We start from the raw sequence: 14,008 nt of genomic DNA, 5'->3' as shown, positions 1-14,008 counted from the left end.
CTAAAAGGTATATAATACTTTCTTAAGCGAAGTGTTCATCACTTCGCTTTTCTTTCTACCTTAAGTTAACTGAATTTTCAGGGAGAAGGTGTTGATCTTTATGAAGGAAATTATGATTGGTATACTTGCTGCTTTCTTTTTTGGCTTTACATTTATCTTCAATCACGCCATGGAATTAGAAGGCGGTAGTTGGCTATGGAGTGCTTCTCTTCGCTACTTTTTCATGTTACCCTTTTTAATTGCGATTGTCGCTATACGGGGTGGGTTTCAACCATTACGTACAGAAGTCAAAAGTGCTCCTAGCGCTTGGCTTATTTGGAGCTTTGTTGGCTTTGTTTTATTTTACGCGCCACTTACATTTGCAGCCGCTTTCGGTCCAGGTTGGCTTGTATCGGGCACATGGCAATTGACGATTGTTGCAGGTGTACTACTTGCACCACTATTTTTAACAGATCACGGCATTCGCCACAAAATACCGCGCATCTCGCTTCTCATTTCAGGTGTTATTTTAATCGGAATTTTACTCATTCAAATTCCGCAAGCTAACAGTACTTCCTTCCAAACGGTGCTATTTGGCGTACTCCCTGTTGTGGTAGCGGCATTTGCTTATCCACTCGGCAATCGCAAAATGATGGATGTCTGTGGGGGGCGTCTTGATACATTTCAGCGTGTACTCGGTATGACGATTGCATCACTGCCAGCTTGGATTGTCATGGCGATTTGGGCACTTATCACAGTTGGTTACCCTTCTAGCTCACAAGTGTTTCAAAGTTTACTAGTCGCATTGAGTTCAGGCGTCATCGCTACTACTCTATTCTTTATTGCGACAGACCGCGCACGCCATGATCAAGGAAAACTGGCTGCCGTCGAAGCAACACAATCAACCGAAGTATTATTTGTCATGGCTGGAGAAATGGTGTTATTACATGTAGCACTCCCTTCTTCCGTTGCACTCACTGGAGTTGGCATTATTATCGTCGGTATGCTACTACACAGCTACCATACAATGCTCGTTACAAAGAAAATGCAGCTGGCTAATATAACAGTAAATGAAGAAAGCAGCTCATAAAAAAGAGCCCATACCTTGTCGAAGGGTATGGGCAAAACATTGTTCTCTTATGTATAAGAGAAACTTTGAAGAAAAATAAAGGGTGAAAAACAATATCTTTTGCGGCAACCGCCACACGGTTTGGCACGTTCTAAAAATGAGGGGGGTTTAGAACGCTCTAATGAACTAGCACACTCCTGGAGAAAAGTAGCTAAAGTTCAAGCTCACTTACACTGTTTTGTAAGTGATATTGCTTATATGGTAATGATAATCGTTTTCAATTAGGAAGTCAACCTATTCATGCCAACTTTTTTCATTTTCTTTTTAGAAGCTATTTTGACGGCGACGATACTTATATTGATTCCATTGGAAATGAATAAAGCAGCCAATGCAGAACCCTAAAATAGCAATGAACGAGGCAACTGCCACCATTATCGTAAATGCATAGCCCACTACTTCCCAACCTACTCCAAACCCTATCAATCCACCTGCTAAACAAATGCTCGCGATGCTCGAATTAAAACGTTGCTGCCCTGCATCTTCTGGCATATACTCTTTCGGATTTTTCCGTAAGAACAGCTTTGCTACTCTCATAATAGGGTTAAACCCTATAGTAAAACCTAGTACATTTGAAATGAGCGGAATGAGCAAAATAACGTACTGTCCTGTCACCCACGTCAGCACAACGGATAAAAAAATAGTCCATTGATTTGTTCGCACTAAAGGTCGAGGAATCGATAATGGTTTCTCCTTCACACCGAATACCAACCTTTCTTATAAGTTTTATTTATTTTAAAACATTTTGTACATTTTGTATAGTGTGAAATGGTACACTATAGATAAAACTTTGTGGAAAGGTGATTTTATGCCTGCACTTTCTTACGATCAAGTTCGTCAATTAAACTCTTATAGTATTTATACAGAGGAGCCAACACGTCCACTCTTTACACTGGCGAATATTCAAAAAGATTTTTATTTAACAGACTTCCGTAATTTAATGATGGGCATTACAAATGCGCCCACAGAAGCGGCGGCCATCTCCCATTTTAGTCGTCGTTACGGGATGTTTGTCGCGATGCAATTTTATATGCTGGCAGCGTATGACGAAGTATGGGATGGTAATCTAAAGGATATTCGCTTTGCTGTTGTAGAGGAATACGGCATACGCACACTCGGTACGTTTATTACAGCGAATGATTTTCATTATGTAGACGATGATGAGCGTGAACGTGTCATTGCCAATATTTTATACAAGCAATGCTTTGAAATTATTCAGCAATTACGAAAAACAACAACAATTTCTCCGCTGACATTATGGGAAAACTTTTTCGGCTATATGTTATGGCATTACCATACCTTACTTGAAAACCCTGCTTTAGCAGAAAGAGCGTTAGAAGATTTAGAAATACTCGAAGACGATCAAGTTTGGCGTACGTTTGCTACGAAATCGATCTTTAAAGAATACACAGGTGGCGGCAATCCTTCACAGCTGATCAATGTACCCGTTCGTAAAAGTTGCTGTTTCTCAAAAGACATCCCTGGTTTAATGGCTTGTGGATTTTGTCCGATTAAGTAAAATATAGGCTCTTTCACATCCAAAACAAAGAGGCCGTCTGAAAAGACATTTTGAGACGGCACCTTTCGACGAGGATGGTGGCATTTTGATATGACCACCACAGGAGCAATATTTCTTAATGGCTAATTATTAAGAAATAAAGGGGTGTCCAGAAAGTTTTTACTTTCTGGACACCCCCCTTCCTTTATTTTCGATACGTTACAAACCAATCGCCTTCAAGCGCCTCCATCGAAACGCCAACAAAGCCATTCGCCAGTAACTGCTGTTGTGTTTCTGTATCGCGCATGGAGACTTGTACCATTTCTTCGCCAAAAATACGTTCATCGCGTAAATTTTTGCCGAACACATAACGCAGCTTGCCGCCATACTTTAATTTTAAAGCATACACGTACATACCTTGCGCAAATTTATCCTTTAAGCTAGCAATATTGTATGGCATCACGGTCGCACAAATCCAATCAAAATTGGCTGAATCCACCTTGTCCATAATCCAGCTAGCCATTAACTTTTGTAAGCCTTGTCCTCGAACATCAGGATGCACATTTGAAATTTCCTGATACAATACACGGGTAAAGTCCGTCGCTCCGACATCCGCACCAAGATGCTCGTCCTCATCTACTGCTGGTTTTAGTAATGCACGAAATGCGACTAATTGCTCGGAAGAAAATACGCCTAACATCACACCATTGCCACGTAAAATATTAAGCAGTTCCGCTACACTTAGCGGTTGTAAAATCGCTGGATCATCTAGCGCCGCACAAACATCGGCTTGTACCGCTTGAATAGCGGCTAAATCGCGCTCATTTAGCAATCTATACGTCAAGTTCATCGAATCACATCCGAATACTGCGTTAACTCTGCTAACACGGTTTCATCGATCTCTACACCAAGTCCGACACCTGTACCAAGCTCGATAAATGGAATGTTGTAACTTGCTCTTAAATTCCCGATGTCTTTCGAAAATTTCAGCGGACCTGTTAATTCTACACTTGTCATTACCTTTTTAGAAAATGCGACATGGAAACCTGCCGAGGAACCGATGGAAGATTCTAGCATAGAACCAATTTGGCATTCCATTCCCGCCATTTCAGCCATGGCCGCTAATTGATTGGCACGGTAAATACCGCCACATTTCATCAGCTTAATATTCACTTTATCTGCCGCACGTTTTGCGATAATTTCGCGCATATCACGGAAATTGCAAATGCCTTCATCAATCATCACAGGAACCGCCGTTTTCGATTTGATTTCAACCATTGCATCAATATCATCCGCTACAACTGGCTGTTCTAGCCAATCCAGTCCTACTTCCTCTAACTGAGCAAGTGCCTGTAGCGTATTTCCACTATTTCGCCATCCTTGGTTCACATCGACACGAATCGCAATCGTTTCCCCAACACGTTCACGAACTGCTTTAATACGTGCAACATCACTTGCCACATCACGGCCTACCTTCATCTTAAAGGAATGATAGCCCTCCGCCACCTTCTCTGCTGCTTGCATCGCCATCTTCTCTGGTTCTCCGATGCTTAATACATGTGTAATCGGGAATTTTTCATGATAGCGTCCACCAATTAACTGATACACAGGTACACCGAGCTTTTTCCCTGTTACGTCAAAGCATGCGATATCAATAGCCGCCTTGGCAGCTGGCGCATTTTTCACTAAACTATCCATCAGCTCATGAATACGCTCAAAATTCATTGGATTTTCACCGATTAATTGAGGGGCTAAACGATGTTTTAAGACAGCATATGTCCCTTCGAATGTCTCACCTGTTACATGATCATCAGGTACTGCCTCTCCCCAACCAACAAGCCCGCATTCAGTCGTTAGCTTCACAATAATGGATGGCATCGATGGATACGTATCATAGCTTACGATGAATGGCTCAATTAAAGGTAAATCAATTGCAAAGATCTCTAGTTGTTTTATGTTCATTATTCTCTTCCTCTAGCTGCATTTTTTAATGTTGTTGTTAATACATCTGCACCCATTTGTAGGGCATCACGATTGAAGGTCATTTGTGGATGATGTAAACCTGGGGCTAAATCTGCACCAATCCCAATCATCGTTGCCTTGAGCTCTGGTTTATTGATTGTATAAAAATGAAAGTCATCGCTACCCGGTGTCACAACAGCTGGCGCTAAACAGTCTTTCCCAAGAGCCTCAATAATCGATAACTCTGCAATCCGCGCCGCGTCCTCACATACTTCGGCGCCTGGTGTTAAATCAAGCCATTCCCACTTAATCTCGACATCAAACATTTGTGAAATATGCTGGAATCCTTTTTCAATTCGACTTTGCAAGTCAAAAATCACACTATTTTTCTGTGCGCGAATGTCCATTGAAAAAGTTGCCTTGCCAGGAATGATATTAATACTGCCACCATCCGCCACCATCTTGGTTAACTTCGCTGAGCACGCTTCGAATGGGTCCATATGCAATGTTGATAACATTTGTTGTATCGCCATTAACACATCAATCGCATTTTTCCCTTGATGTGGACGAGCCCCATGTGCATCAATTCCCTGAATGCTGCCTTCTAAAAACACCGCTGCTCCGTGATGAATAGCAGGTGCTACCTTGCCGAATGGTAATTCTTCAATCGGGCGCAAATGAATGCCATATAAATAGGTGACGTCTTTTAATACATCCCGTTTAATCATTGCAAGCGCGCCGCCACCTGTCTCCTCTGCTGGCTGAAAAATAAAGCGGATGCGTTTCTTTAGCGGCATTTCCTTTAAGCGCACTAACGCCCCTAACACCATTGTCATATTGGCATCATGTCCACAAGAGTGATTCGCCTGCATGACGCCGTCTACTTCTTGCCATAGTGCATCTATGTCGGCACGTACGGCAATTACTTCCTCTCCCTCACCAATCTCTGCAATAAGCCCTGTCACATCTGGAAATGTATAATACGGCACATTCAGTTCATCTAAAATCGAAGCAATTTTCTTTGTTGTATTAAACTCTTTCCAACTCACCTCGGGATTGGTATGGAAATGCTCAAACCATGTGGGTAACTGTTCTATTTTTGCTGCTTGCTTCATCTATATTGCACCTCGAATTCGAAATTCTATCTTCATTATAGTATACTTTACAAATTTTCCGTATTAACCGCAACTTGCCTAGACAAAATAAATAAAAAACTCACGCTATTAGGGCGCGAGTTCATATTTTGTGTTATGTGGATTTTCTTAAGTATTTATACTTTCTATAGATTGAAGGTAATTTCCATAAAACACCTGCTCAACTGATTTAGTCCATTAAAAAAAGTCGGTATGTACCGACTCTTATAGACTCGAGAAGAAGCCTTCTGGATATTGTTGCGGCGATTCAAGATGTAACATTTTTGACTCTGATTCTTCTGGAGTTATCGCTTGCATATCTACTTCTTCCTGATCCAATACATATGTCTCTAAATGGGACATTAAAAGGTCTTTCATCCGCCTCACTCCTTATTCAGAATTATTTAACAATTTAAATATACACAACATTTTCGCTGTTGGCAATAAATCAATATCACTTATGCATAATAAGTATAAAACCTATCTCTTTTTGATATTATTTCACAATATATAGTCGATTTTCAGTACTAATCGCATGAGGAAAAGCCGTACATAGTTGCTCATAATGCAACCCGTTTTGTGTAATGATTTCAAGCTCTACTTTTTTATATTGGCGTTCAATTTCTACAATATACTCTTGTACTCGGTTAATATTTAGTTGCACTTCTACTTCTACAAAAAACGGGAGCGTCCGATTATAAAAGTGACTTCCTCTGCGTATCCAGACACCATCGCTCGGATAGTAGCGAATTGGCAATTGTTTGCTACAAGCAATAATTAAATGCACGTCCATCCCTCCTCCACCATAATGTAACGAAAAAAGCCAGCCTACGCAAATGCATAGGCTGACTACTTTGATTAGGAAGCGATCGGCTTAGGACCATTCCCTTTTTTATTGCCAATGAATTGAATTACAAGCATGATCGCAAATACGATGACCCCCACAATATCTGAAACAGATTCTGGGTAAATCATTGCTAAACCTGCACCAATTAAAATAATACGTTCAAACCACATCAGCTTACGGTACCAGAAACCAATAATGCCTGCGCCAATGGCAATCATGCCGATAATCGCGGAGAACGTTACCCATACAATTTGTAACAACGTGACATCTACCATTAACAACGCTGGTTGCAATACAATCATATACGGAATAATGAATGCGGCAATCGCCAGCTTCGCTGAGTTAACGCCAGTTTTAATCGGGTCACCACCCGAAATACCAGATGCGGCAAAGGCTGCAAGGGCAACAGGTGGCGTAATATCCGCGATAATCCCAAAGTAGAATACAAAGAAGTGAGCAGACATAACTGTCACTAATGGAATTAAATCCATCGGTGTATTCGGTGCTAATAATTGTAGAATAGCTGGTGCGGCAATCGTTGACGTAATAACATAGTTTGCTGTTGTCGGTGCACCCATCCCTAATACAAGTGAAGCAATCATCACTAAGAATAATGTGAATAAAACACTACCGCCTGCTAATTTTACAAGACTTGTTGCTAAACTTAAGCCAAGACCCGTTTTCACAACAACACCTACAATAATCCCAGCTGCGGCTGTCGCTGCCACAACCCCTAATGCTGTACGAGCACCGTCTACTAATGCATCTAAAATATCACGGACACCCAGACGTGTATCCTTATTGAACATCCCTACTAAAATACAAGCGAGCACACCATAAAGTGCTGCATGCATAACAGGAACACCCGTTAGCATTAATACAATGATTAAAATAATCGGTGTTAATAAATAAATCTTTTTGAAAACGGCTTTACGATCAGGCATTTCTTCATCACTTAATCCACGTAACCCTAAACGCTTCGCTTCAAAGTGCGTCATAATCCAAATACCCGTGAAATACAATAAGGCTGGAATTGCCGCTGCTTTTGCGATTTCCCAGTACGTTATACCACGACCGATAAACTCTACCATTAAGAATGCCGCAGCACCCATAATTGGTGGCATTAACTGCCCACCAGTTGAAGCAGCCGCCTCAACTGCACCAGCAAATTCCTTTTTATAACCAAGCTTTTTCATCATCGGAATCGTGTACGAACCAGATGTAACAACGTTCGCCACCGATGAGCCTGAAATTGTTCCTTGTAGTGCAGACGAGAAAATCGCTACTTTTGCAGGTCCACCAGTCAATTTACCTGCTAACGCGACAGCTAAATCGTTAAAGTATTGCCCTACCCCCGTTTTCACAAGGAAGGCACCGAACAATAAGAATACAAAAATAAACGTGGACGATACACTAATCGGTGTACCTAAAATTCCATCTGTTGAGAAGAACATTAGGTTCGATAAGCTTTCTAAACTTTGACCTCGGTGGGCCAAGAAAGCCGGCATCTGTTGTCCAAAATAGGCGTACGCTAAAAACAGGACGGCAATAATCGTAATCGGTAACCCTACTGCTCGACGCGCCGCCTCCAGAACAAGGACAATCGCTAATAATCCAATATAAAAGTCCATTGTTTCTAACTGACCAATCGATTTGACGAGGCGCTCATAATTTAATGTCCAGTAAGAACCGACAACAATCGCTAAGACAGCTAAAATTAAATCATAAAACGGTATTTTATCCTTACGTGCTTTACGACGTGCTGGGAATAATAAGAAAATAAATGTTAAACCAAATCCTAAGTGGATTGTACGCTGAATTTGCGCAGGGAATACACCAAAGATAGCAGTATATAATTGGAATAGCGAGAATGCTAGTAAACCAACGTAAATAATCCAACGGAAAATACCGCCTACTTTACGTGTATTTGATTCCGCATCATATTTTTCAAGAAGCGCCTGCTGATCGGCTTCTGATAACTGCTCAAATTGATCTTCTTTTACACCTTTGTTATCCGTCATATAACTCGACTCCTTTCATTTTGTCATAGATGGATACTTTCTTTATTTCAAACAAATATGATTTCCCTCTACTTAAGTTTTCTTTTAAGTTATACGTTTTTCCTCTATATTCGAAACGTAAAGTATAGTCAACATCACCAATGTATAAGGTAAAGTTAGGTAAAATAGCATTTTCATAATACAACGTATAGATTCCATCCTCATAAATTAGGGTTTGACCTTCTTCTGCATATCCGGGCATACCAATCGCTACATCTGAATAACGCATCGACTGCAATCGAATATCGTATGTGGGCAACGCTTCATACGATTCCACTACATCTGTTAAATGGATTGAATGAGTAAAAACAATTTGAAAGTGAGGTTCTTCATCATATTCTAAATAATGCATTTTAGGTTTTTCAGTTCGTGTCTCAGTAAAACTAAATACTGGAAATATCGGTATAAACAAAAAAACGATAGCCGTAGCTATTGTTAGACATCCCCACCATACTTTTTTCACGATTTCTCAGCCTTCCCATAGGAAAAGGGGCCGCCTCATGATGAGACAAGCCCTTATTCAACGAGTCACAACTTCCTCGACCCTACATAATAATGAAAGTCGCTCTAGAAGCAGTTGCCTCTAGAACAACCTTTACCAAATTATTTGTTTACTTCGTCAAAGTACTTTTTAGCACCTGGGTGTACTTCAATACCAATACCATCTAAACCAGTTTCAGCCTTGATTAAAGCACCTTTAGCATGGCCGATTTTATCTGTGTTACTATAGATAGCTTTTGTCATTGCATACACTAAGTCCTCTGAAAGGTCTTTCTTAACAGCTAACATCGCAAGTACAGATACAGCAGGTGTCTCTTCTGCAAGACCGTAAGTACCAGCTGGAATCGCATCTACAGCATAGTATGGATATTTAGCAATTAACTCATCCGCTTTTTCAGCTGATACAGGAACGATATATACATTCTTTGTAGCGTTTAATGCTTCAACCGCACCAGTTGGATAACCAGCTGTAATAAATGCTGCATCGATTTGACCTGATGAAATACCATCTGTTGATTCACCGAAGTCTAAGTTTTGCGCTTGAATATCATCCATTGTTAAACCGTGGATTTCTAGTAATTGTTCAGCATTTGCGTAAGTACCCGAGCCTGGCGCACCTACAGAAACTTTTTTACCTTTTAAGTCTTCATACGATTTAATACCAGAGTCAGCTAATGTTACAAGTTGAACTGTTTCTGGATATAACGCACCTAAAGCTGAAACTGTATCAATTGGTTGCCCGTCGAACATTTCAATACCTTCAGTTGCATAGTAAGCGATATCCGTTTGTACGAATGCCACTTCGCCTTCATTGTTTTGTAAAGCTGTCATATTTGCTGCTGATGCTTGTGACACTTCAGCTGTTGTTGTAACGCCTGTTTCGCTAGAGATTAACTCCGCAAAATTACCACCTAGTGGATAATACGTACCTTGTGTACCACCCGTTAAAATACTTAAATATTTTACACCATAATCTGTCGATTCATTGTTAGCGCTTTCATCGCTACTACCAGTTGATTCTTTTTCCTCATCACCTGAACCGCATGCAGCTAAAATTAGTGCAAATACGCTTAAGATCATGAACAATAAAAATTTATTGTTTTTCATTTGTATCTATCCCCCTATAAAAATCAAATACGACTTTATTTTACATAGATAAACACACAAATGTCAAACAATACTGAAAAGAGACAATAAAGAGAATAGAAACTTTAGAGAGAAAATTAACAAAAAAACGAGAATGAACATGTAAAATCATTTAATGTTGTGCATAAAATTAATACAATATGCATTTCTACTCAAACCAAATATTATCTTTTCTCACGAAATAAAACATGCACGATTATCGCACATGTTTCCCTTCTTGCAATCAATTATTGAATAACACCGCAAGCAATTCTCGCACCTGAATTACCAGCTGGGTCTGTTTTATAATCATCCGGTCCTTCATGGATCACAATAGAGCTGCCATCTTCATCAAATAATGAATGCGGTTTTCCTTCCTCTAGCGATAATTCATTTGTCACAAAGCGAACTTCTGCTGTACCATCCTGCCCGATATCGATGTTCGGTAAATCCCCTGCATGTGGCCCTTTTGGATTTTGAGTGCCATGTTCTTTATGCTCCGGATTAAAATGTCCGCCTGCTGATTCAAACGTTGGCGCCTCACACTTTCCTACTTCATGAATATGAATGGCATGCTTGCCAGGTGGTAAGTTGACTAGGTTCGTATAAATTTCAACACCTGATTGGGTTTGCGTAAATTTAATTTCCCCTACATCCTCCCCATTACTGTTCATCATTTTCGCAGTTGCCGTTGCGGTTACAGTTTCTGAAGAGTTCACTGTCACTACCTCTTCTTCCTCTTGTTGAAATAAAGAACAACCTGCCATCAGAAATACCATTGTCCCTACTACGATAAACTTATGCATAAAAAGCCTCCTTCATCATTTTAGTAAGTGGGGATAAATCTCCACTTACAAAATATTGTTTCGACTAATTCAAGTCGATAGGTACCTTTCTAAGCATGGGATAAAAATCCGAGAAATATGCTTGTAAAATACGGATAAATATCACTTCTTCCACGTTAAGAAAAAAACACACTACAATGCGATATTTAGGAGTACTTTGGTGGAACATACAAATAGTTGGTCGATATATAGAAAAAGGAGGGGATGAAATGGAAATTAATTCATTTATGTCTGCGCAAGTCGCACAAATTCAACAAACACTTCAAATGGGAATTTTAGACCAAGCGATGAATCAAGGAGCAGCTGGTGCAATTGAAATGTTAAATGACATGTCTACTCAACAAACTGCTCAGCACCCTTACAAAGGGCAAATAGTGGACGTACAAGTGTAAAAATGAAGAAGGTGTCACTTTCCAGACACCTCCTTCTTAGTTGTGATCGGAGCGTTACCGCTGTTACTTTTGACTACATGCCCTTTCCATTGCGCTCTATTGTAAATATACGATAAAAAATTTCTTAAACTGTGTAAATTTCTTTCCGTAAGGGAATTTAATATAGTACGATACATTTAAAAGGAGGGATTTTTATCGGTATTCATACTTTTTTTACAAGCTTAAATGATTTAGAACGTATTATCCGCGCGCCAGGACGTTTCAAGTTTGAGGAACATAACGTAGCAGCCCATTCTTGGAAAGTATCACAATACGCCATGTTTTTTGCAACACTTGAAGAACAGCTCGGTGCCCAAATCAATTGGAAGTCACTTTATGAAAAAACGATTAATCATGATTTTGCTGAAGTATTTATTGGCGACATTAAAACACCTGTCAAACACGCAAGTCCGGAATTAAAAGAAATGCTTGCAGTCGTAGAAGAAAAGATGATGGAAAATTTTATATTAGAAGAAATACCACCTAATTTCCAAACTGTTTTCTTTGAACGAATGAAAGAAGGCAAGGATGCTACAATCGAAGGTCGCCTGCTTGAATTTGCGGATAAGCTCGACCAATTTTACGAAGCATTTGCTGAGTTAAAACGCGGCAATACAGATAAAGAGTTCGTTTATATGTATCAAAGCGCCCTATCCAAATTACTCGACTTGCCCTTACCAAATAGCGTGCATTATTTCCGTCATGAAATTTTACGCGATGCGATGGCAGAAAAAACACAAATCGATATTACGACGTTGACTCAGGAAATTTTAAAAAGTAAATAACGATAAGCAAAGTTTTCCAAAAGCAATGGAAGGCTTTTTTTATGGTTAAAATCCCGATTTCCCCATGCTTTTTACCACTTTTTCAAGTATGCTTACCCTTCCATACAAACACACTCTCCCCACTAATTACTACATAGAAAGTGCACCCTTTCGTTTGACAAAATTCTGTATTTGCTCTTACTTGCACAATTTAAAAACTTAACATACAATAATAATCGAAGCTACGTTGTACGTGTAATATTAAGTTTTAACCTTTATACTGTAACAGGGAGTTTTATATCCAAGTTGGAATGGCGGGCCCGAGCTCCTTTGACCTCGGGATAAACAGGAAAACTTATGCGGACACCCACTTTGAGGAGTGTGGTTTAAAACTTTCTATATATCTACGGCAATGTGGCTTTTGCCATTAAGAAGCTTGATATACCAATGTTTTCATTCCCTCTACCGGAACGTACGGTGGAGGGTTTTTTATGTGATTTTAGAAGTTGTCGCAGATTTGTCTACTCTAGAGCTTTATCTATCCTTCAAATAAGTGCCATCAAAAACACTATATTATAACCGCTAAACACTGACCATTCTCCTCAAACAATACGATTAGATGAGTTAATTACACAAATATCAGTAGATGATAAGCACGATTTTTTAGTGCTATCGTACCTCCGTACTTTGCCACAGCCTGCACAGAGACTAAAGAGCGGTCTGTTTGTATCTCCTGTTCCTAATGAGCTACGGCGAAAAGGAAAGACTCTTCTTTAAATTTACGCGTATATCGACGAAGATACCTGATAGCCATACCATTTTATGCAGAAACAATCTATTCCCTTTACTGCACAACTGAAAGATTAGCATACTAGAAGAGACCCTAGACTGAGTTTATAAAGGAAAGAACCATATCCTACGACAATTTATCTACGCGAAAGCAAAGCCACAGCAGCAACACCTTCGTGATCAACACCGCGTTAATCTGAAATGGCCCAGCTACTTCTCTTTTTGGGCAATACATTTGGAAAAGAAGTCAACCTTAAGTTACGGTGATACACCACATTGTTATATCACTAGCATTAAAGAACTTGCACAACCGCTAGCCCTCACTTCGATTTCAGCAAAATGCAAAAAAGTATGTAGCGATCGCTACATACTTTAGATGACCCGTACGGGATTCGAACCCGTGTTACCGCCGTGAAAGGGCGGTGTCTTAACCACTTGACCAACGGGCCATTGCTCTATAGGGATAGGAATAAAACCTAAGACCAAATGAGCTAAGGCTCTAAATGGTGGAGGATGACGGGCTCGAACCGCCGACCCCCTGCTTGTAAGGCAGGTGCTCTCCCAGCTGAGCTAATCCTCCTGGGTATAATGCCTAGCGACGTCCTACTCTCACAGGGGGAAGCCCCCAACTACCATCGGCGCTAAAGAGCTTAACTTCCGTGTTCGGTATGGGAACGGGTGTGACCTCTTTGCCATCATCACTAGACTTGCACATGGATGTGCTGGCTTCGCCGTTGCAACACGATGTTGCGTTCTTAGGCGAAGTTCCTTCTTTGGTTGAAAGAAGTTGTTCTTTCAAAACTGGATAAACGGTGCATTGTGCAATTCACAAAATGTGGTTAAGTCCTCGACCGATTAGTATTCGTCAGCTCCATGTGTCGCCACACTTCCACCTCGAACCTATCTACCTGATCGTCTTTCAGGGGTCTTACTTACTTGCGTAATGGG

Annotated in this window: 14 protein-coding genes, 2 tRNA genes, 2 rRNA genes and 1 other RNA gene; 5 read left to right on the top strand and 14 right to left on the bottom strand. The window is 40.3% G+C overall.

Translation table 11 applies throughout. The features are described 5' to 3' along the window. Window positions 1–100 precede the first annotated feature (100 nt). Window positions 101–1,069: a DMT family transporter gene (locus tag AAGS61_RS20145; protein WP_391376285.1), complete on the top strand. Its 969-nt coding sequence runs from the start codon at window positions 101–103 to the stop codon at window positions 1,067–1,069. Window positions 1,070–1,372: 303 nt separating this feature from the next. On the opposite strand, the gene AAGS61_RS20140 is transcribed toward AAGS61_RS20145, so the two are convergent. Further along, entirely contained in the window at window positions 1,373–1,804 is a 432-nt protein-coding gene (locus tag AAGS61_RS20140) for a DUF4395 domain-containing protein (protein WP_391376282.1), read from the bottom strand. Between the two features lie 109 nt (window positions 1,805–1,913). Between AAGS61_RS20140 and AAGS61_RS20135 the strand changes: the two genes are divergently transcribed. Further along, entirely contained in the window at window positions 1,914–2,624 is a 711-nt protein-coding gene (locus AAGS61_RS20135) for a Fe-S oxidoreductase (protein WP_391376279.1), read from the top strand. Window positions 2,625–2,808: 184 nt separating this feature from the next. Here AAGS61_RS20135 and AAGS61_RS20130 read toward each other — a convergent pair whose 3' ends face one another. The 9 genes from AAGS61_RS20130 to AAGS61_RS20090 form a co-directional block, all read right to left on the bottom strand. Next, on the bottom strand, window positions 2,809–3,453 hold the full coding sequence (locus AAGS61_RS20130; RefSeq protein WP_391376276.1) for a GNAT family N-acetyltransferase: 645 nt from the start codon (window positions 3,451–3,453) through the stop codon (window positions 2,809–2,811). Then, a complete protein-coding gene (locus AAGS61_RS20125) occupies window positions 3,450–4,565 on the bottom strand; it encodes a mandelate racemase/muconate lactonizing enzyme family protein (RefSeq protein ID WP_391376273.1) in 1,116 nt (371 codons plus the stop codon). The genes AAGS61_RS20130 and AAGS61_RS20125 overlap by 4 nt, the downstream gene beginning before the upstream one ends. Then, window positions 4,565–5,680: an amidohydrolase gene (locus tag AAGS61_RS20120; RefSeq protein WP_391376270.1), complete on the bottom strand. Its 1,116-nt coding sequence runs from the start codon at window positions 5,678–5,680 to the stop codon at window positions 4,565–4,567. Before AAGS61_RS20120 ends, AAGS61_RS20125 begins: the two co-directional genes overlap by 1 nt. Before the next feature lie 243 nt (window positions 5,681–5,923). Next, window positions 5,924–6,076 (bottom strand): hypothetical protein, encoded by a 153-nt coding sequence (locus tag AAGS61_RS20115; RefSeq protein ID WP_391376267.1) that lies wholly within the window; start codon window positions 6,074–6,076, stop codon window positions 5,924–5,926. Window positions 6,077–6,194: 118 nt separating this feature from the next. Next, window positions 6,195–6,485, bottom strand: coding sequence for a hypothetical protein (locus AAGS61_RS20110; RefSeq protein ID WP_391376264.1), 291 nt, complete (start codon window positions 6,483–6,485; stop codon window positions 6,195–6,197). A gap of 71 nt (window positions 6,486–6,556) precedes the next feature. After that, a complete protein-coding gene (locus AAGS61_RS20105; protein WP_391376261.1) occupies window positions 6,557–8,566 on the bottom strand; it encodes a TRAP transporter permease in 2,010 nt (669 codons plus the stop codon). After that, window positions 8,556–9,068, bottom strand: a complete 513-nt coding sequence (locus AAGS61_RS20100; protein WP_391376258.1) for a DUF1850 domain-containing protein — start codon at window positions 9,066–9,068, stop codon at window positions 8,556–8,558. The genes AAGS61_RS20105 and AAGS61_RS20100 overlap by 11 nt, the downstream gene beginning before the upstream one ends. 140 nt (window positions 9,069–9,208) lie before the next feature. Next, on the bottom strand, window positions 9,209–10,213 hold the full coding sequence (locus tag AAGS61_RS20095; protein WP_391376255.1) for a TAXI family TRAP transporter solute-binding subunit: 1,005 nt from the start codon (window positions 10,211–10,213) through the stop codon (window positions 9,209–9,211). 266 nt (window positions 10,214–10,479) lie between these two features. Further along, on the bottom strand, window positions 10,480–11,037 hold the full coding sequence (locus AAGS61_RS20090; RefSeq protein WP_391376253.1) for a superoxide dismutase family protein: 558 nt from the start codon (window positions 11,035–11,037) through the stop codon (window positions 10,480–10,482). A gap of 248 nt (window positions 11,038–11,285) precedes the next feature. On the opposite strand from AAGS61_RS20090, the gene AAGS61_RS20085 reads away from it, so the two are divergent. The 3 genes from AAGS61_RS20085 to ssrS all read left to right on the top strand — a co-directional run bounded on the left by AAGS61_RS20085 (window position 11,286) and on the right by ssrS (window position 12,696). Further along, complete coding sequence (locus tag AAGS61_RS20085; RefSeq protein ID WP_391376250.1) at window positions 11,286–11,468, top strand: polyribonucleotide nucleotidyltransferase; 183 nt, start codon at window positions 11,286–11,288, stop codon at window positions 11,466–11,468. A 194-nt stretch (window positions 11,469–11,662) separates the two neighbouring features. Then, the gene (locus tag AAGS61_RS20080; protein WP_391376330.1) at window positions 11,663–12,292 is read left to right on the top strand and encodes a YfbR-like 5'-deoxynucleotidase; all 630 of its coding nucleotides are present in this window, start codon (window positions 11,663–11,665) and stop codon (window positions 12,290–12,292) included. Window positions 12,293–12,507: 215 nt separating this feature from the next. Beyond that, window positions 12,508–12,696: non-coding RNA, 6S RNA (gene ssrS, locus AAGS61_RS20075), on the top strand. Between the two features lie 741 nt (window positions 12,697–13,437). Here ssrS and AAGS61_RS20070 read toward each other — a convergent pair. From AAGS61_RS20070 to AAGS61_RS20055, 4 genes are all read right to left on the bottom strand, one after another. Next, window positions 13,438–13,509, bottom strand: a tRNA-Glu gene (locus tag AAGS61_RS20070). A 55-nt stretch (window positions 13,510–13,564) separates the two neighbouring features. Further along, window positions 13,565–13,640, bottom strand: a tRNA-Val gene (locus AAGS61_RS20065). 10 nt (window positions 13,641–13,650) lie between these two features. Continuing rightward, window positions 13,651–13,766 (bottom strand): 5S ribosomal RNA (gene rrf, locus AAGS61_RS20060). 129 nt (window positions 13,767–13,895) lie between these two features. After that, window positions 13,896–14,008: ribosomal RNA gene (locus AAGS61_RS20055) — 23S ribosomal RNA — on the bottom strand; the annotation flags it as partial.

Source organism: Lysinibacillus sp. KU-BSD001, assembly GCF_042920265.1.
Lineage (GTDB): Bacteria > Bacillota > Bacilli > Bacillales_A > Planococcaceae > Lysinibacillus_B.
Note: the sequence above shows the minus strand (reverse complement) of the source record. Positions and strands in the feature narration are given on the sequence as shown.

Excerpts from the sequence above, each read along its gene's own strand:
- AAGS61_RS20145 (WP_391376285.1), top strand. The coding sequence starts at position 101 with ATGAAGGAAATTATGATTGGTATACTTGCTGCTTTCTTTTTTGGCTTT.
- AAGS61_RS20135 (WP_391376279.1), top strand. The coding sequence starts at position 1,914 with ATGCCTGCACTTTCTTACGATCAAGTTCGTCAATTAAACTCTTATAGT.
- AAGS61_RS20130 (WP_391376276.1), bottom strand. The coding sequence starts at position 3,453 with ATGAACTTGACGTATAGATTGCTAAATGAGCGCGATTTAGCCGCTATT.
- AAGS61_RS20125 (WP_391376273.1), bottom strand. The coding sequence starts at position 4,565 with ATGAACATAAAACAACTAGAGATCTTTGCAATTGATTTACCTTTAATT.
- AAGS61_RS20120 (WP_391376270.1), bottom strand. The coding sequence starts at position 5,680 with ATGAAGCAAGCAGCAAAAATAGAACAGTTACCCACATGGTTTGAGCAT.
- AAGS61_RS20115 (WP_391376267.1), bottom strand. The coding sequence starts at position 6,076 with ATGAAAGACCTTTTAATGTCCCATTTAGAGACATATGTATTGGATCAG.
- AAGS61_RS20105 (WP_391376261.1), bottom strand. The coding sequence starts at position 8,566 with ATGACGGATAACAAAGGTGTAAAAGAAGATCAATTTGAGCAGTTATCA.
- AAGS61_RS20095 (WP_391376255.1), bottom strand. The coding sequence starts at position 10,213 with ATGAAAAACAATAAATTTTTATTGTTCATGATCTTAAGCGTATTTGCA.
- AAGS61_RS20090 (WP_391376253.1), bottom strand. The coding sequence starts at position 11,037 with ATGCATAAGTTTATCGTAGTAGGGACAATGGTATTTCTGATGGCAGGT.
- AAGS61_RS20085 (WP_391376250.1), top strand. The coding sequence starts at position 11,286 with ATGGAAATTAATTCATTTATGTCTGCGCAAGTCGCACAAATTCAACAA.